This window comes from [Erwinia] mediterraneensis, from assembly GCF_900604315.1.
GTDB classification, from domain to species: Bacteria; Pseudomonadota; Gammaproteobacteria; order Enterobacterales; family Enterobacteriaceae; genus Pantoea; species Pantoea mediterraneensis_A.
Map to the genome: position 1 here is coordinate 2,836,355 of NZ_LR026978.1, position 17,844 is coordinate 2,854,198.

Genomic DNA, 17,844 nt, shown 5'->3' on the forward strand with positions numbered 1-17,844 from the left:
ACAGCGAAGAGATCATGAGCGACACTGAAAATAAATCGTCAAAAAACAGCGACAGCCGCCAGGAAGATCATAAAAACGACGCCAGTGACAATCAGGAGCAAAAGGATCAAAACAGCCAGGAGCCTGAGCGTAAGCGGCCAGGCAAAAAGCCGCTTGTTATCCTTGCTATTGTGGTCGTGGTAATGCTGCTGGTGGGCTTCTGGTTCTGGTTCAGCACCCGTAACGAAGAGACCACCGATGACGCCTTTACCGAAGGCGAGGCGGTCACCATCGCGCCCAAAGTATCAGGCTATGTGGTGAAGCTGCTGGTTAATGATAACCAGCGGGTAAAAAAGGGCGATCTGCTGGTGGAGATTGATCCACGCGATGCGCTGGCTCAGCGCGATCAGGCCCGGGCGCAGCTCGGGCTGGCACAGGCGCAACTGCATCAGGCCGAGGCGCAGCTGGCGCTCTCCCGCGTGCAGTATCCGGCACAGCGTGACCAGGCGCGGGCTGAGCAGGCACGCGCGCAGGCGGCCCTGCTGAATGCGCAGGCGGATTATCGCCGTCAGCGCGGCGTCGATCCGCGCGCCACCTCACAGCGCAATATCGACAGCGCGGCGGCGCAGTTACGTTCCGCAGAAGCGCAGTTGCAAAGCGCCAAAGCGCAGGTTGCGGTGGCCTCTGAGGTTGCGCTGCAAATCCGTCTGCAGCAGACGAATGTTGAAGCGCGCCAGCAACAGGTGGCGCAGGCACAGGCGCAGCTCAATAATGCTGAACTGAATCTCTCTTATACCCGGGTACGTGCGCCTTACGATGGCTTTGTCACTAAGCGCAACGTGCAGCTGGGCACGCTGGTGCAGGCGGGATCGTCACTCTTTTCTCTCGTGTCGCCAGATATCTGGATTACGGCGAATTTTAAAGAATCGCAGCTGGCACGCATGAATCCGGGCGACAGGGTGGCGATCAGTGTGGATGCCTGGCCCGATATGGAACTGGAAGGCCATGTCGACAGTATTCAGATGGGCTCAGGTTCGCGCTTCTCTACCTTCCCGGCGGAAAACGCCACCGGCAACTTCGTCAAAATCGTGCAGCGCGTCCCGGTGAAGATTGTGATCGATAAAGGGCTGGATCCGAATCGTCCGCTGCCGCTGGGACTCTCCGTTGAGCCGAAGGTCACGGTGAAATGAGCCAGAACCAGAGCTGGCAGCCCGCCAGCAATCCGTGGCTGGTGGCGATAACTGTCACCCTGGCGGTGTTTATGGAAATCCTCGACACCACCATTGTAAACGTGGCGCTGCCGCATATTGCCGGCACGCTCTCCTCCAGCTACGACGAATCCACCTGGGTATTGACCTCCTATCTGGTGGCAAACGGCATTGTGCTGCCCATTTCCGCCTTTTTCTCGCGCCTGTTCGGACGTAAACAGTTTTTCCTTATCTGCATCGTGATGTTTACCCTCTGCTCGTTTCTCTGTGGCATCGCCACTGAGCTCTGGCAGATTATCCTGTTTCGTATTCTGCAGGGCTTTTTTGGCGGTGGCTTGCAACCGGTACAGCAGTCGGTGTTGCTTGATTACTTTAAGCCAGAAGATCGCGGCAAAGCCTTTGGTCTCTCCTCTATCGCCATTATCGTCGCGCCGGTGATCGGCCCGACGCTGGGAGGCTGGATAACCGATAACTACAGCTGGCGCTGGGTCTTCTTTATCAATGTGCCGGTGGGCATTCTTACCGTGCTGGCGATCTATCAGTTGCTGGAAGATCCGCCGTGGGAGCGCAAATGGGCGCGCGGAAAGCTGACGATCGATTACATCGGGATCGGTCTGATTACCCTTGGGCTCGGCTGTTTGCAGGTGATGCTGGATCGCGGGGAAGATGAGGACTGGTTCGCTTCGCACTTTATTCGCCTGTTCGCTATGTTGACGGCGATTGGCATCGTGGGCGCCATTTACTGGCTGATCTATGCGCGCAAGCCGGTGGTCGACATTACGGTCCTGAAGGACCGTAACTTCTGGGTCGCCGGGTTACTGATGGCGGGCATGGCAATGATCCTTTACGGCAGCTCGGTGGTATTACCGCAGCTGGCGCAGCAGGATCTGGGCTATACCGCCACCTGGTCGGGAATGGTGTTATCCCCTGGCGCCGTGCTTATCGTGCTGACCATCCCGCTGGTGCTGAAACTGATGCCGATAGTGCAGACGCGTTATATCATCGCTTTCGGTTTCTTTTGTCTGGCGCTGGCTTTCCTCTATTCCACCAGCCTGACGCCTGATGTCGATTTTAAAACGCTGGTCTTTATGCGCAGCGCGCAGTCAATTGGGCTCGGCTTCCTGTTCGTGCCGTTAACCACCATTGCCTTTATCACCATCCCGCAACGGTTGAATGCGGATGCCTCCGCGCTCTTCACTATGTTCCGTAACGTGGCGGGATCGATTGGCATTTCGCTGGCTACTGCGGGGATCACCGAACGTGAACAGGTACGCTCGGCACATATGGTGCATAACATGTCACCGCTGAACGAACAGTTTAACGTCACGCTGCAGCAGTGGGCGCAGGCGATACGCGACTTCACTTCGGCCGTAGGCGATCCGCTGACGCTGGCCAGCGGTCAGCTCTATCAGGAGATGATTGTGCAGTCGCGCATTCTGGCTTACATCGATGTTTTTATGGGCCTGAGTATTGTAGCCGTGATTTTGATTCCATTTTGTTGGCTGCTGTCGCCGATTAAGAGCGAAGGCAGTGCAGGAGCACACTGACATGAAGGTTATGTATCACTCGTTGCGCGCGCGACCACTCAGCCTGCTTACCCTGGCGCTCTGTCTGTCTGGCTGTGCCGTTGGACCCGATTATCAGCCGCCGGAAGCGCAGACGCCCGCCCGCTATCGCGATTTGCCCTCACAGGCCGCGTCCCGCCCGCTGGCGGCCGCGACCAGCCCGCTCTGGTGGCAGAGTTTTAATGATGCGCAGCTCAACAGTCTGATCGAGCGCGCCATTGCCGGTAATCTCTCCCTGCAACAGGCGGTATTGCGGATTGCCGGCGCGCGCGAGCAGCTTTCCCAGGCGCGCGGTGCCTTTTTCCCGTCCATTAACGGCACGGCGCAGGTAACGCGTCAGCAGCTCGGCCTGAAAGGGGTGCTGGCATCCAGCGGTGCCAGCAATCAGCTGGACGGCGATATCGCCGACCAGCTCGGCAGCCTGACGCAGCCGGTGAATCTGTATCAGGGCAGTTTTGATGCCAGCTGGGAGCTGGATCTCTGGGGCAAAGTGCGGCGTCAGGTTGAGGTAACACAGGCGCAGCAGCAGGCAGCAATTGAGCAACGTAACGATGCGCTGGTGTCGCTGGAGGCGGAAGTCGCCCGCGCCTATTTGCAACTGCGCGGTGCCCAGGCGACGATTCAGGCCCTGCAGCAGCAAATTGAGGTGGCGCAACAGACGCAGGAGCTGACCCGCAGTCAGCAGCGCAACGGTCTGGCACCCCTGACCGATGTGGAGAATGCCCGCGCGCAGCTCGCTTCGCTGCGCGCTCAGCTGCCGCAATATCAATCTCAGGCGCGTCAGGCAATGAACGGCCTCGCCGTTCTGCTGGGGCAAATGCCGGGCACCCTGAATAATGAGTTGAGCGCTACCAGACCCTTGCCTGCGTTGCCGCCGCAGGTGCCGGTGGGGATTCCCTCTACTCTGGCGCGCCGTCGTCCCGATATCCGCCAGGCGGAGGCGACGCTGCATGCGCAAACCGCCAGTATCGGCGTCTCGGTGGCGCAGCTGTTTCCCAGTCTGTCGCTGACCGGCCAGTTTGGAGTACGTAACACGGACATCAGCTATCTCGACGAGTGGAGCAGCCATTTCTACAGTTACGGTCCCTCGTTGTCGATTCCCATCTTCCAGGGAGGACGGCTGGTCTCCAGCGTCAGGCTGGCGCGCGCGCAGCAAGCCAGCGCGGCGCTGGACTATCGGCAGACGGTGTTAACCGCATTGCAGGATGTGGAAAATGCGCTGGTCAGCTACCGTGCCGATCAGCAACGCGTCACCCAGCTGGATGAAACCACCGGAGCGCTGCAGCGTGCGTTTGATCTTGCCAGTGACAGTTACCGCCAGGGATTATCAACCTTTATTGAAGTTCTGGACGCACAACGTCAGCTGGCGCAGGCGCAGCAGCAGTCCACGCAGGCACGTATGCAAAGCACACTCGATCTGGTTGCGCTGTATAAAGCGCTGGGGGGTGGCTGGGAGATGTATCAGCAGGTGGATCTCCCGCAGTTCCGGGTATTTGGTCCGGCGACGGAGGTGCGATAAACACGGCCGTCAATGGCGATGGCAGGCGGGCACTCAGGTTCGCCTGCCAGAAATTACCTGCTCCGCGTCAGCGCAGGGCTTGCTGGCCGCTTCTCTTTATTTCCGCACGCGCTTCAGTTCGATCCTTTCCGCATGACGTAACAGCACCGGCTTAAAGAAATTAAAAGTCGCCGTTAAATGAAATTTTTAACTGAACGGCTACCATTATTTTTTCTGAACGATTTAATAACCCGCTTAATTGCGCCTGCTTTTAGCACATAATGTGATGGCTGTAGCAATGTTGTTACAGGTCATCATTCTGATATAGATAACAATCAGAGAATCTTCACAAAAATGGCGCTGCTGAATAGTTGCCTCTTGCAGAGAGACTAATAGCTGGAACAATAATCGGTATAAAGCTTTGCGATATGCACGCAGCGATTCCAGCAGCCCTGGCATCAGCCTTTCCCGTTGTGTTAATTGCGCGTTAATAAAGGAGCCTGACGCCAGAACATCCTCACGGGTTACAGAAAATGGACAATGAAGAAATAACTTTTGTGCAAAATTAATTTATTTTTTTATTTGAATTAGGTAGTCTTGGCGCTACAGTTAAATTAACCCTCTTAAGCAAGGACATTGTGATGAGTGATGCATTTAAAGTTCTAAACAACATTCGTACATTACGTGCGCAGGCGCGTGAGCTGCCACTGAGCGATCTGGAAGAGATTCTGGAAAAATTAACCGTTGTGGTGACTGAGCGTCGCGAAGAAGTGGAAGCTGAAGAAGCGCAAAATCGCGAAAAAGAAGAGAAGCTGGCTAAATACCGTGAAATGCTGCTGGCTGACGGTATCGACCCTAATGAATTACTGGGTGCGCAGGAGCAGGGTAAAAAACGTACCAAGCGTGCGCCGCGTCCGGCCAAATATTCTTACACCGACGAAAACGGTGAAGAAAAATCCTGGACTGGCCAGGGTCGTACACCTGCCGCAATTAAAAAAGCGCTGGATGCAGGTAAAAGCCTGGACGACTTCCTCATTAAATAAGCTTCACAATCCTTGTTGATGGGAGCCGGGGGCCTGTAAAAGGTTACCGGCTTTTTTATGCGTTGCGCAGCCCGCAATAAACCTGGCGGTAAAAAAGGGATTGCCAGACAAGCCGCTTTACTCACAGCGAATCACCGACGATGCGCGCCCGGTATCATCATCATAATTACGCAACAGACTAACTTTATCTGGTGTGACTTCAATACCTTTACATTGCTGGCCGGCTCAACGGTAGCATGGCAGCGGCCCCTTCTGGCATAATAGCCACCATTCCCCTATCTACAGCGCAATTTAAGGTCAACTCTGTGTTAGTTACCAGCAATATCACCATGCAGTTCGGCAGCAAGCCTCTGTTCGAAAATATCTCCGTTAAATTTGGCGGCGGCAATCGTTACGGTTTAATCGGTGCTAACGGCAGCGGTAAATCGACCTTTATGAAAATATTGGGCGGCGATCTGACGCCGACAGGCGGAAACGTCTCTTATGATCCCAATGAACGCATCGGTAAGTTACGCCAGGACCAGTTTGCTTTTGAGCAATTCAGCGTGCTCGATACCGTGATTATGGGTCACCAGGAATTATGGGAAGTAAAGCAGGAACGCGATCGCATATATGCGCTGCCCGAAATGAGCGAAGAGGAAGGCTATAAAGTTGCTGACCTGGAAGTGCAGTACGGTGAAATGGATGGATATAGTGCAGAATCGCGTGCGGGCGAGTTATTACTGGGCGTCGGTATCCCGGTAGAGCAACATTATGGTCCCATGAGCGAAATTGCGCCCGGCTGGAAGTTGCGCGTGCTACTGGCGCAGGCGTTATTTGCCAATCCCGATATTTTGTTGCTGGACGAACCAACCAACAACCTGGATATTGATACTATTCGCTGGCTGGAACAGGTGCTGAATGAACGTGACAGCACCATGATTATCATTTCACACGATCGCCATTTTCTGAATATGGTCTGTACCCATATGGCCGATCTGGATTATGGTGAATTACGTCTTTATCCGGGTAACTATGACGAATATATGACGGCGGCGACGCAGGCGCGCGAACGTTTATTGGCCGATAATGCCAGGAAAAAAGCGCAAATCGCTGAGCTGCAATCTTTCGTCAGTCGTTTCAGTGCTAACGCCTCGAAATCACGCCAGGCAACTTCCCGTGCAAAACAGATTGATAAAATTAAGCTGGATGAAGTAAAAGCCTCCAGCCGTCAGAATCCTTTTATTCGTTTCGAACAGGATAAAAAACTGTTCCGTAACGCGCTGGAGGTGGAGACCCTGACCAAAGGTTTTGATAACGGCCCGTTATTTAAAAATCTGAACCTGCTGGTTGAGGTCGGCGAAAAAGTGGCGATCCTCGGGGCAAACGGGATTGGTAAAACCACGCTGCTGAAAACCCTGGTGGGCGAATTAACGCCGGAAAGCGGTACGGTGAAATGGTCAGAGAATGCGCGCATCGGTTATTATGCTCAGGATCACGCGCACGATTTTACCGGGGACCTTAGCGTATTTGACTGGATGAGTCAGTGGAAGCAGCAGGGCGATGATGAACAGGCCGTGCGCAGTATTCTTGGACGCCTGCTCTTTTCCCAGGATGATATTAAAAAGCCGGCCAAAGTGCTGTCCGGGGGTGAAAAAGGGCGCATGCTGTTTGGCAAGCTGATGATGCAGAAGCCCAATATCCTGATTATGGATGAACCCACCAACCACCTGGACATGGAATCGATTGAATCGCTGAATATGGCGCTGGAGATGTATGAAGGCACGCTGATTTTTGTCTCCCATGACCGTGAGTTTGTCAGCTCGCTGGCGACACGTATTCTGGAAATCAAAGCGGATCGCGTGATCGACTTCACCGGTAATTATGAAGATTACCTGCGTAGTCAGGGCATCGTGTAATACAGACTGAGTAAGATGGAAAAAAGCGCCTTCGCAGGCGCTTTTTTTATGGATGAGAAGAAGCGGCATCATCCCGGCAATGACATACCTCGCAGGCGGGATCTTTCGTGACCTTCAGCGCCTGAAATTGCAGTGTCATGGCATCGTACATCAACAGCTTACCCGGGATCGGTGCGCCAAAGTGCGTCAGCAAACGAATCGTCTCCATCGCCTGCAGGGTACCAATGATCCCCGGCAGTGGCGACATAACGCCCGCTTCGACACAGCTCAGCGTCTGGGCACCGAACAGTCGACTGATGCAGCGATAGCAGGGTTCATTCTCCTGCCAGGTAAAAACGCTGAGCTGGCCCTCCATACGAATCGCGGCGCCGGAAACCAGCGGCACGCGCGCGGCAAAACAGAGGCGATTGAGCTGTTCGCGCGTCTCCACATTGTCGGTGCAGTCGAGCACCGCATCATGGCCAGCAATCAGCGTTGCCAGCGCCTCATCTTCCAGGCGTTCGCTGACGGTAGCGATCTGGCAGTGCGGATTACGCGCCTGCAGTTCGCGTCGCGCCGATTCCACCTTCAGCATTCCGAGAGCGTCGTCACGATGCAGGATTTGCCGCTGCAGGTTAGAGAGCGAGACGGTGTCGAAATCGAGCAACGTCAGCTGACCGACCCCGGCAGTGGCAAGATAAGGCGCAGCCGCGCAGCCTAAGCCGCCCAGGCCGACAATCAATACCCGCGACGCTTTCAGTTGCTCCTGGCGGTCAAAATCGAAGCCGCGCAGCACAATCTGACGATTATAACGTAGCGACTCTTCGTCGCTCAGTTCTGGCAGGTGCATTTATCCCTCCAGTAACGCATTGAAAGGCTCAATCTCGACCCATTCGCCCGCTTCCACGGTGCCGCGCTCGCGTTCCAGCACAATAAAACAGTTGGCGCGCGCAAAAGAGCTGAAGACGTGGGAGCCTTGGTGGCCGGCGCTGTACACTTCCAGTGTGCCATCAGCGGCCTGACGAAAGATGCCGCGCTGGAAATCGAGGCGGCCGGGCGATTTTTTCAGACGCTCCGCCGCCCGTACGCGCTGACGCGGCGGCAGGGCCGGGCCGCGCTGGCCGGTCAGTCTCGCCAGCAGCGGCTGAACCAGCTGATAGAAGGTGACCGCCGCCGAGACCGGATTGCCCGGCAAACCGCAGAACCAGCTGTTGGCAAGGCGGCCAAAGGCGAAGGGTTTACCGGGTTTGATCGCCAGCTTCCAGAAGGTGATCGCCCCCAGCTCCTCCAGCATGGCTCGGGTATAGTCCGCTTCGCCCACTGAGACGCCGCCAGTGGAAATCACCACATCCGCCTGGCGGTCGGCCTCTGCAAAGGCGCTGCGCAGCACTGCGGGGTCGTCGCGTATGATGCCAAGATCGATTACTTCGCAGCCCAGCTTGTTCAGCATCAGGGAAACGGTAAAACGGTTGGTATCGTAAATCTGACCGGCGGCCAGCGACTGTCCCACTGGCTGCAGTTCATCACCGGTAGTAAAAATGGCGACGCGCAGTTTGCGTAACACCATTACCCGGGCGATGCCCAGCGAAGCGAGCAGCGGCAGCTCAGCGGCACCGAGTCGTACGCCTGCATCCAGGATTTGCGCGCCGGCTTGAATATCTTCACCGACCCGTCGAATATTTTGTCCCGCTTTGACCGGCGCCATCACCCTGATGGCCTCACCATGGCGCTCGGTCTCTTCCTGCATCACCACCGCTTCGCAGCCTGCCGGCACCGGAGCGCCGGTCATAATACGGATCACGCTGCCAGGCGGCCAGTCGCCAGCAAAAGGCACGCCCGCAAAAGCTTTACCGGCAACCGGCAGCGGCTGAGCTGACTGCAGATCCGCCAGACGTACGGCATAGCCATCCATCGCGGAGTTATCAAATGACGGTACAGCGGCGGGAGAAAGAATCGCCTCGGCGGTGATACGGCCTGGCGCGTCCTGCAGGGAAACAGAAATTTTATCGGTGATCGGTTCGAGTTGCGCCAGCATTTTGCTCTGCGCCTCCTCCAGGGAGATTAATCCTGCAGTAAAGCTTTCCATATCGGTTTGCACCTGGGTTATGACGGTTGCTGCCTATTATGGTGGCAATTACCTGTGGAGTCACATGCCGGAAGTGCGGAGACGCTGGCTCGCGTAAGGATATAACGAAAAGTAATGGTTGTATGGTGCGTTTTCTCTTTACATCTCTTAACAGGCTTTTTATATTCAAAAATTGATAAAAAAAAGTTAATTATATTTAAAATCAGTATATTCCCCCGGTTCCCAGAGGATAAAGCATGATGGTCAAAGCAGTGATCGCCATTCACGGCGGGGCAGGCGCGATTACGCGTTCAGCAATGAGCACGGAGAAAGAGCAGGAGTATCGCCTTGCACTCAAAGAAATCGTTACCCGTGGTCAGGAGATCCTCGCAGCGGGCGGCAGTGCGCTGGACGCCGTCACCGAAGCAGTACGCCTGCTGGAAGAGTGTCCGCTGTTTAATGCTGGCAAAGGGGCCGTCTTCACCCATCAGGGGACCCATGAGCTGGATGCCAGCATTATGGACGGGCGCACACAGGATGCCGGGGCGGTGGCGGGCGTAAGCCGCATCCGTAACCCGATACTGGCGGCGCGCGCGGTGCTGGAACAGAGCCCACATCTGCTGCTGACAGGCGAGGGTGCCGAAGCGTTTGCGACAGAGCAGGGACTGGAGCGGGTTGAGCCCGACTTCTTCTCCACGCCGGAACGTTGGGAGCAGCTACTACGTGCGCGTGAGAGCCAGCAGACGTTGCTGGATCACGATGGTGCCGCGCAGAGCCACAGTAACGACCCTCTCGATCCCGATCGCAAGTTTGGCACCGTCGGTGCGGTCGCGCTGGATCTCAACGGCAATCTGGCTGCTGCGACTTCCACGGGCGGCATGACCAACAAGCAGTACGGGCGCGTGGGCGATACGCCGCTGCCCGGCGCAGGCTGCTACGCCAGCAATAAGAACGTGGCAGTCTCCTGCACCGGTACAGGCGAAGTCTTTATACGCACGCTGGCGGCGTACGATGTGGCGGCACTGATGAGCTATTGCGGTCTGTCGCTGGCGGAAGCGAGTCACCAGGTCGTGCAGGAAAAAGTGCTGGCGCTGGGTGGCAGCGGCGGGCTGGTGGCAGTAGATAAAGACGGCAATGTCGCTTTGCCCTTTAACAGTGAAGGGATGTATCGCGGCTATGCCCGGGTGGGCGGCGAGGTCGATGTCGCCATCTATCGTGAAAGTTAAGGAGCAAGCATGAAAGCGACGCAGCGAACCGCCGAATTAACCGGGGATCAAGTGCTGGCAGTGCGGTCACTCAGCGTTAACTTTCAGCAGGAGGGACGCGTCACTACCGCGGTACGCCAGCTGTCTCTGGAGGTGAAACGTGGCGAAACCCTGGCGCTGGTGGGGGAGTCGGGATCGGGAAAATCGGTTACCTCGCTGGCGCTGATGCGTCTGATTGAACAGGCGGGCGGCCAGACGAGCGGGGAGATCCTGCTGCGTCGGCGTAACGGCTCGGTGCTGGACGTGATGCGCGCTTCCTCCTCCGAGATGCGCAAAGTGCGCGGCGCGGACATGGCAATGATTTTCCAGGAGCCGATGACCTCGCTGAACCCGGTCTTTACGGTTGGCGATCAGCTGGCAGAATCTATCCGCCTGCATCAGGGCAAAAGTCAGCAGCAGGCGCTGGTGGAAGCGCGCCGGATGCTCGATCTGGTGCGTATTCCGGAAGCGCATAACGTACTGGGACGCTTTCCGCACCAACTCTCCGGCGGGATGCGCCAGCGCGTGATGATCGCCATGGCGCTCTGCTGTAAACCGGCGCTGCTGATCGCCGATGAGCCCACCACCGCCCTGGATGTCACTATTCAGGCGCAGATTCTGCAGCTGATTCGTGAACTGCAGCAAGAGATGGAGATGGGGGTGATTTTTATCACCCACGATATGGGCGTGGTGGCGGAGATGGCCGATCGCGTGCAGGTGATGTACCGCGGCGATGTGATAGAAACCGCGCCGGTACAGCAGCTGTTTGACCAGCCGCAGCAGCCCTATACCCGTGCGCTGCTGGCGGCGGTGCCAAAGCTGGGCTCGATGCGTAACCAGCCGCTGCCAGCGAAGTTCCCGCTGTTACAGCAGGAGGGGGCGCAAGAGTCGCAGGAGATCCCCCAGGATACGGTGCGCTACGACGCCGAGCCCGTTCTGCAGGTACGCGATCTGGTGACGCGCTTTGATATTCGCGCCGGGCTGTTTAACCGTGTAAAGCGCCGCGTGCATGCGGTAGAGAAAGTCAGTTTTGATCTGCGCGCCGGAGAAACGCTGGCGCTGGTGGGCGAATCCGGCTGCGGAAAATCGACCACCGGACGTTCCCTGCTGCAGCTGGTCAACAGCCAGGGCGGGAGCATCACCTTTAACGGTCAGCGGATCGATACGCTACGGGGTTCCGCGCTGGCTAACCTGCGTCGCGATATTCAGTTTATCTTCCAGGATCCCTACGCGTCGCTCGATCCGCGTCTTACCGTTGGCTTCTCGATTATGGAGCCGCTGCTGGTGCACCGGGTTATGCCGCGGCGGGAGGCGGAACAGCGCGTCGCCTGGCTGCTGGAGAAAGTGGGGCTGCTGTCGGAACATGCGCAGCGTTATCCGCACGAATTTTCCGGCGGGCAGCGCCAGCGTATCTGTATTGCCCGCGCACTGGCGCTCAATCCCAAAGTGGTGATCGCCGACGAATCGGTATCTGCACTGGATGTCTCTATTCAGGCGCAAATCATTAACCTGATGCTCGATCTGCAGCGCGAGTTCGGTATCGCCTTTCTGTTTATTTCTCACGACATGGCGGTGGTGGAGCGCATCAGCCATCGCGTGGCGGTGATGTATCTGGGACAGATCGTTGAGATGGGGCCGCGACAGGCGGTGTTTGAGCAACCTCAGCATCCTTACACGAAAAAACTGATGGCCGCCGTGCCGGTGGCCGATCCCGCCCGGCGTCATCGCGAGCGCACGCTGCTGGTGGATGAGATCCCCAGCCCGGTTCGTGCGCTGGGTGATGAGCCGGAAGTCGTACCTTTACTGGAAGTCGCGCCGGGCCATTTTGTTGCCCGTCACACGCTTTCCGCCCATTAAAAAAACACAACATCACCCTGTCGCCATAGGCGACGAGAAAAAAACAGGGACAACAGGAGAATCAGTATCATGATCACCATGACACGTAACAGATTGCTGGCCGCCGGACTGCTGAGCAGCGTGATCACGCTACCCGCCTGGGCGGCAAAAGATGTGGTTGTTGCGGTGGCGTCGAACTTTACCACTCTCGATCCTTACGATGCCAATGACACCCTCTCGCAGGCAATGGCGAAATCTTTTTATCAGGGTCTGTTCGGCTTTGATAAAGATATGAAACTGAATAACGTGCTGGCCGAGAGTTATCAGGTCAGCGAGGATGGCCTGACTTACACCATTAAGTTGCGCAGCGGAATTAAATTTCACGACGGCAGCGACTTCGACGCCAGCGCGGTAAAAGCTAACCTGGATCGGGCCAGCAATCCTGACAATCACCTCAAACGCTATAACCTGTTTAAACATATTGGCAGCACGGAGGTGGTAGATCCTGCAACGGTAAAAGTCACTCTGAAACAGCCGTTCTCCGCCTTTATCAACAATCTGGCTCACCCGGCGGCGGTGATGATCTCGCCTGCAGCGCTGAAAAAATATGGCAAGGAGATCGGTTTCCATCCGGTAGGCACCGGACCGTACAAATTCGTGACCTGGAATCAGACCGATTTCGTCAAGGTAGAAAAATGGGACGGTTACTGGAAGCCGGGCTATCCAAAGCTGGACAGTATTACCTGGCGTCCCGTGGTGGATAACAACAGCCGTGCGGCGATGCTGCAAACCGGCGAAGCCAGTTTCGCCTTCCCGGTCCCCCTCGAGCAGGTCAAACGCCTGGAGCAGAACAGCAAGCTGGATGTGGTGACAACACCTTCCATTATGCAACGTTACATCAGCATGAATGTGACGCAAAAGCCGTTTGATAACCCGAAAGTCCGCGAAGCGCTGGAATACGCGATCAACCGTCAGGCGCTGGTCAAAGTCGCCTTCGCCGGTTACGCCACACCCGCTACCGGTATTGTGCCGCCAGCGATCGAGTTCGCCCGCAGCTATGAGCCGCTGCCTTATAATCCGGCCAAAGCGCGCGAGCTGTTAAAAGAGGCGGGCTATCCCAACGGCTTTGAAACCACGCTCTGGGCATCCCATAACCACAGCACCGCGCAGAAAGTGTTGCAGTTTACCCAGCAGCAGCTGGCGCAGGTTGGCGTGAAGGTAAAAGTGACGGCGATGGATGCCGGTCAGCGCACGGCGGAAGTGGAGAGTAAGGGACCGAAAGAGAATAAGGTGCGCATGTTCTACACGGGCTGGTCTGCCTCCACCGGCGAAGCGGACTGGGCACTGACGCCGCTGTTCGCCACCAGCTCCTGGCTTCCCGCGCTCTTTAATACCGGCTTTTACAGCAATCCGCAGGTAGATAACGACCTGGCCGAGGCGCTCAAAACCACCGATCGCGAACAGAAAGCGAAGCTTTATCAGGATGCTCAGGACCGCATCTGGAAAGATCGTCCCTGGATCCCGCTGGTGGTAGAGCAACTTCTCTCCGCGAAAACCAAAGCGCTGAACGGTTTTTACGTCATGCCTGATACCTCATTTAATTTCGATGAGGCTGAACTGAAGTAAGTGTTGACGCCAGCCCGCGCTGCGGGCTGGCTGTCTACCGTGCAGGAAATCGCATGCTAAATTATTTTCTTAAACGCCTGTTAGGGTTGATACCGACGCTGCTGATTGTGGCGGTGCTGGTATTTCTGTTTGTTCATCTTTTGCCCGGCGATCCGGCACGCCTTATCGCCGGTCCGGAAGCGGATGCCTCCGTTATCGCGCTGGTGCGTCAGGATCTGGGGTTGGATCAGCCGCTGCCGCAGCAGTTCTGGCATTTTATCACCAACGCGTTGCAGGGCGATTTTGGTCACTCGATGGTGTCGAAACGTCCGGTGTCGGAAGAGATCGCCACGCGCTTCTTGCCTACGCTGTGGCTGACGCTGACCAGCATGGTCTGGGCGGTGCTGCTGGGAATGACTATCGGTATTCTCTCCGCCGTCTGGCGTAACCGCTGGCCGGATCGTCTCGGCATGACGCTGGCTGTCTCAGGGATCTCGTTTCCCGCTTTTGCGCTCGGTATGCTGCTGATGCAGGTATTCTCCGTGGAGCTGGGCTGGCTGCCGACCGTGGGCGCCGACAGCTGGCAGCACTATATTCTGCCGTCAATTACGCTGGGCGCAGCGGTAGCCTCGGTAATGGCGCGCTTTACCCGGGCCTCCTTCGTGGAGGTGATGCAGGAAGATTATATGCGTACTGCCCGCGCCAAAGGGGTACGCGAATCGCAGGTGGTGGTGAAGCACGGCTTGCGCAATGCCATGATCCCGGTGATTACCATGATGGGCCTGCAGTTTGGCTTTCTGCTCGGCGGCTCGATCGTGGTGGAAGTGGTGTTTAACTGGCCCGGACTGGGGCGTTTGCTGGTGGATTCGGTAGAAATGCGTGACTATCCGGTGATTCAGGCGGAGGTGCTGCTCTTTTCACTGGAGTTCATCCTTATCAATCTGGTTGTTGATATGCTTTATGCCACGATCAACCCGGCTATTCGCTATAAATAAGGAGTCGCAATGAGAAACTGGCGACGCGATGCGGCATTGAAAACCATGCCGGTCATCACGGAAAACCGGGTTCGTACCCCCTGGCGCGAATTCTGGCGGCGCTTCCGCCGACAGCATGTAGCGATCGTGGCCGGACTGTTTGTGCTGCTACTGGTGCTGATAGCCTTTATCGCTCCCTGGATCGCCCCTTTCGATGCTGAGAATTACTTTGATTATGATCGCCTGAACGAGGGACCATCCGCGCTGCACTGGCTGGGCGTTGATTCTCTTGGCCGGGATATTTTCAGCCGCATCCTGGTGGGCACGCGCATTTCCCTGATTGCTGGCTTCTTTTCGGTGGCGATCGGCATGGCGATCGGCACGCTGCTGGGACTGCTGGCGGGCTATTATGAGGGCTGGTGGGATCGCATCACCATGCGCGTCTGCGATGTGCTGTTTGCCTTTCCTGGTATTTTGCTGGCGATCGCCGTGGTGGCGATTATGGGCAGCGGCATGAGCAACGTGATTGTGGCGGTGGCCATTTTCAGTATTCCCGCCTTTGCCCGCCTGGTGCGCGGCAATACGCTGGTGCTGAAGCAGCAGACCTTTATCGAGTCGGCTCGCAGTATCGGGGCGTCTGACTGGACGATCCTGATGCGCCATATTTTGCCCGGCACGGTGTCGTCGATTGTGGTCTATTTTACCATGCGCATCGGGACCTCAATCATCACTGCCGCCAGCCTGTCGTTTCTCGGCCTGGGCGCGCAGCCACCAACGCCGGAGTGGGGCGCGATGCTGAATGAGGCGCGCGCCGATATGGTGATAGCGCCACACGTGGCGTTTTTCCCCAGCCTTGCCATCTTCCTGACGGTCCTGGCGTTTAATCTGCTGGGTGACGGCCTGCGCGATGCGCTCGATCCCAAACTGAAAACCTGAACCACGGGCTGCACTGCGGCCCGATCCTCCATCTGCTACTGCGCAGGCGAAGCAACTGAAAAATCTGCGCTACTATTGTCATCAGAACAGGTGATGCAGGAGGCAGCGCAGATGATCAAACCGTTTAACTACCAGCAGGATTTTGCACAAATCGACTTTCGCCAGCATCCGGAGCTATATCAGGTGGGACGTGGTGAACAGGGCGTGCTGCTGGTCGAACCCTACAAGAGTGAGATTCTGCCTTACTGGCGTTTTCGCACGGTGGCGATCGCTGAGAAATCCGCAGAAAAAATCATGACGCTGTTTGAAGCTTACCGGGCACAGGATGATTTTGTCGGCATGGACATGGCGCGCAAATTTATCCAGATGGGGTATACGCGCGCGCGTCGCTACAGCAATCACAAAGGGGGGCGCAAGTATGATGCCGAAGGCAAGGAGCTGCCCCGTGGTCGTGACGAAGAAAAGGCCGCTGCAGCGGCCATTTTCAAAGCGTACTGGGATCGGCTGCGTGCCGATGAGGATTATCTGGCGCGCAAAAAAGCGCACCAGCAGCAGTATGGTTAAATCCTGCTGCCCCAGAGGTCATATTCGTCGGCGTTTTCCACTTTAACGCGCACCACATCCCCCGGCTTCAGCTGGGTTTCGCCGTTCAGGTAGACCGCGCCGTCGATTTCCGGGGCATCCGCCATGCTGCGGCCGATAGCGCCTTCTTCATCCACTTCATCGATCATCACCAGAATTTCACGGCCCACTTTTTCCTGCAGACGTTCGGCAGAGATCTGCTGTTGCAGCTGCATAAAGCGATCGTAACGCTCCTCTTTCACCGCTTCCGGCACCTGATCCGGCAGCTGGTTGGCGGTCGCCCCTTCAACCGGGCTGTATTTGAAGCAGCCAACACGATCCAGACGCGCTTCTTTCAGAAAGTCCAGCAGCATCTGAAAATCCTCTTCGGTTTCGCCCGGGAAGCCGACAATAAAGGTGGAACGCAGCGTCAGTTCCGGACAGATTTCGCGCCAGCGCTTGATGCGCTCCAGAGTACGCTCAACCGCGCCCGGACGCTTCATCAGCTTCAGAATACGCGGGCTGGCATGCTGCAACGGAATGTCGAGATAGGGCAAAATTTTGCCTTCCGCCATCAGCGGAATGACATCATCCACATGCGGGTAGGGATAGACATAGTGCAGACGCACCCAGACGCCGAGCTTCGCCAGCTGCTCGCACAGGCTGACCATGCTGGTTTTCACCGGCGAACCGTTCCAGAAGCCGGTACGGTGTTTGACATCAACGCCGTACGCGGAGGTGTCCTGGGAGATCACCAGCAGTTCTTTGACGCCCGCTTCGACCAGACGTTTCGCTTCATCCAGCACGTCACCGATGGGGCGGCTGTCGAGATCGCCTCGCATTGACGGGATGATGCAGAAGGTGCAGCGATGGTTGCAGCCTTCGGAAATTTTCAGGTAAGCATAGTGACGCGGCGTCAGCTTTACTCCCTGTTCCGGTACCAGGCTCAGGAAAGGATTGTGCTGTGGTTTCGGCACATAGTGATGGACGTGCGACAGCACCTGCTCATAGCTGTGCGGTCCGGTGATCTCCAGCACTTTAGGATGTACTTCGCGAATCTGATTCTCTTTCGCGCCCAGGCAGCCGGTAACAATCACTTTGCCGTTTTCGTTCAGCGCTTCGCCAATGGCTTCCAGTGACTCCTGCACGGCGCTGTCAATAAAGCCACAGGTATTCACGATCACCAGCTCGGCATCGTCATAACGTGGCACGACTTCATAGCCCTCAGTCCGCAGTTCGGTGAGGATACGCTCGGAGTCGACAAGATTTTTTGGGCACCCGAGTGAGACGAATCCCACGCGCGGCGCCAGCGTTGTATTGGTATTAGACATGGCTCAATTTCCGGTTCTGCACAGCACTGGCGCGCGATTTTACATGCGTTAAGGTGAAATTTATACCGTTATATCCAGAGATAAATACAGAAAACCTTATCCGCAGATGGGCCTGAAAGCGG

General features: G+C 56.5%; 14 protein-coding genes. 11 read left to right on the forward strand and 3 right to left on the reverse strand.

The genetic code is table 11. The features are described from left to right. Positions 1-14: 14 nt before the first annotated feature. From E0E17_RS13330 to E0E17_RS13350, 5 genes are all read left to right on the forward strand, one after another. The gene (locus E0E17_RS13330; protein ID WP_130834525.1) at positions 15-1,169 is read left to right on the forward strand and encodes an HlyD family secretion protein; all 1,155 of its coding nucleotides are present in this window, start codon (positions 15-17) and stop codon (positions 1,167-1,169) included. Continuing rightward, positions 1,166-2,734 (forward strand): DHA2 family efflux MFS transporter permease subunit, encoded by a 1,569-nt coding sequence (locus tag E0E17_RS13335; RefSeq protein WP_130834526.1) that lies wholly within the window; start codon positions 1,166-1,168, stop codon positions 2,732-2,734. Before E0E17_RS13330 ends, E0E17_RS13335 begins: the two co-directional genes overlap by 4 nt. 1 nt (position 2,735) lies before the next feature. Then, positions 2,736-4,271 carry an efflux transporter outer membrane subunit gene (locus E0E17_RS13340; protein WP_130834527.1) on the forward strand — a complete coding sequence of 512 codons (1,536 nt, stop codon included), beginning with the start codon at positions 2,736-2,738 and terminating at the stop codon, positions 4,269-4,271. Between the two features lie 620 nt (positions 4,272-4,891). Further along, a complete protein-coding gene (locus E0E17_RS13345) occupies positions 4,892-5,293 on the forward strand; it encodes an H-NS family histone-like protein (protein ID WP_130834528.1) in 402 nt (133 codons plus the stop codon). A gap of 305 nt (positions 5,294-5,598) precedes the next feature. Beyond that, positions 5,599-7,191 carry an ABC-F family ATPase gene (locus tag E0E17_RS13350; RefSeq protein WP_130834529.1) on the forward strand — a complete coding sequence of 531 codons (1,593 nt, stop codon included), beginning with the start codon at positions 5,599-5,601 and terminating at the stop codon, positions 7,189-7,191. A 46-nt stretch (positions 7,192-7,237) separates the two neighbouring features. Here E0E17_RS13350 and moeB read toward each other — a convergent pair whose 3' ends face one another. Then, entirely contained in the window at positions 7,238-8,020 is a 783-nt protein-coding gene (gene moeB / locus E0E17_RS13355; protein WP_130834530.1) for a molybdopterin-synthase adenylyltransferase MoeB, read from the reverse strand. Next, a complete protein-coding gene (gene moeA / locus E0E17_RS13360) occupies positions 8,021-9,256 on the reverse strand; it encodes a molybdopterin molybdotransferase MoeA (RefSeq protein ID WP_130834531.1) in 1,236 nt (411 codons plus the stop codon). Between the two features lie 239 nt (positions 9,257-9,495). Here moeA and E0E17_RS13365 point away from each other — a divergent pair, with 239 nt between their 5' ends. The 6 genes from E0E17_RS13365 (at position 9,496) to E0E17_RS13390 (ending at position 16,394) form a co-directional block, all read left to right on the forward strand. Next, positions 9,496-10,461, forward strand: a complete 966-nt coding sequence (locus tag E0E17_RS13365; protein ID WP_130835549.1) for an isoaspartyl peptidase/L-asparaginase family protein — start codon at positions 9,496-9,498, stop codon at positions 10,459-10,461. 9 nt (positions 10,462-10,470) lie between these two features. After that, entirely contained in the window at positions 10,471-12,336 is a 1,866-nt protein-coding gene (locus E0E17_RS13370; RefSeq protein ID WP_130834532.1) for a dipeptide ABC transporter ATP-binding protein, read from the forward strand. 66 nt (positions 12,337-12,402) lie between these two features. Next, positions 12,403-13,941 carry a glutathione ABC transporter substrate-binding protein GsiB gene (gene gsiB / locus E0E17_RS13375; RefSeq protein WP_207302086.1) on the forward strand — a complete coding sequence of 513 codons (1,539 nt, stop codon included), beginning with the start codon at positions 12,403-12,405 and terminating at the stop codon, positions 13,939-13,941. Positions 13,942-13,994: 53 nt separating this feature from the next. Beyond that, on the forward strand, positions 13,995-14,915 hold the full coding sequence (gene gsiC, locus E0E17_RS13380; protein WP_130834534.1) for a glutathione ABC transporter permease GsiC: 921 nt from the start codon (positions 13,995-13,997) through the stop codon (positions 14,913-14,915). A gap of 9 nt (positions 14,916-14,924) precedes the next feature. Next, entirely contained in the window at positions 14,925-15,830 is a 906-nt protein-coding gene (gene gsiD, locus E0E17_RS13385) for a glutathione ABC transporter permease GsiD (protein WP_130834535.1), read from the forward strand. Between the two features lie 114 nt (positions 15,831-15,944). Continuing rightward, positions 15,945-16,394: a DUF4385 domain-containing protein gene (locus tag E0E17_RS13390; RefSeq protein WP_130835550.1), complete on the forward strand. Its 450-nt coding sequence runs from the start codon at positions 15,945-15,947 to the stop codon at positions 16,392-16,394. Here E0E17_RS13390 and rimO read toward each other — a convergent pair. Further along, the gene (gene rimO / locus E0E17_RS13395; protein WP_130834536.1) at positions 16,391-17,722 is read right to left on the reverse strand and encodes a 30S ribosomal protein S12 methylthiotransferase RimO; all 1,332 of its coding nucleotides are present in this window, start codon (positions 17,720-17,722) and stop codon (positions 16,391-16,393) included. The two genes, E0E17_RS13390 and rimO, sit on opposite strands and share 4 nt — an antisense overlap. Between the last annotated feature and the right edge of the window lie 122 nt (positions 17,723-17,844).

Coding starts and splice junctions, on each gene's coding strand:
- gsiD (WP_130834535.1), top strand. CDS start 14,925: ATGAGAAACTGGCGACGCGATGCGGCATTGAAAACCATGCCGGTCATC.
- E0E17_RS13330 (WP_130834525.1), top strand. CDS start 15: ATGAGCGACACTGAAAATAAATCGTCAAAAAACAGCGACAGCCGCCAG.
- E0E17_RS13335 (WP_130834526.1), top strand. CDS start 1,166: ATGAGCCAGAACCAGAGCTGGCAGCCCGCCAGCAATCCGTGGCTGGTG.
- moeA (WP_130834531.1), bottom strand. CDS start 9,256: ATGGAAAGCTTTACTGCAGGATTAATCTCCCTGGAGGAGGCGCAGAGC.
- E0E17_RS13365 (WP_130835549.1), top strand. CDS start 9,496: ATGGTCAAAGCAGTGATCGCCATTCACGGCGGGGCAGGCGCGATTACG.
- E0E17_RS13370 (WP_130834532.1), top strand. CDS start 10,471: ATGAAAGCGACGCAGCGAACCGCCGAATTAACCGGGGATCAAGTGCTG.
- rimO (WP_130834536.1), bottom strand. CDS start 17,722: ATGTCTAATACCAATACAACGCTGGCGCCGCGCGTGGGATTCGTCTCA.
- E0E17_RS13345 (WP_130834528.1), top strand. CDS start 4,892: ATGAGTGATGCATTTAAAGTTCTAAACAACATTCGTACATTACGTGCG.
- moeB (WP_130834530.1), bottom strand. CDS start 8,020: ATGCACCTGCCAGAACTGAGCGACGAAGAGTCGCTACGTTATAATCGT.
- gsiC (WP_130834534.1), top strand. CDS start 13,995: ATGCTAAATTATTTTCTTAAACGCCTGTTAGGGTTGATACCGACGCTG.
- E0E17_RS13340 (WP_130834527.1), top strand. CDS start 2,736: ATGAAGGTTATGTATCACTCGTTGCGCGCGCGACCACTCAGCCTGCTT.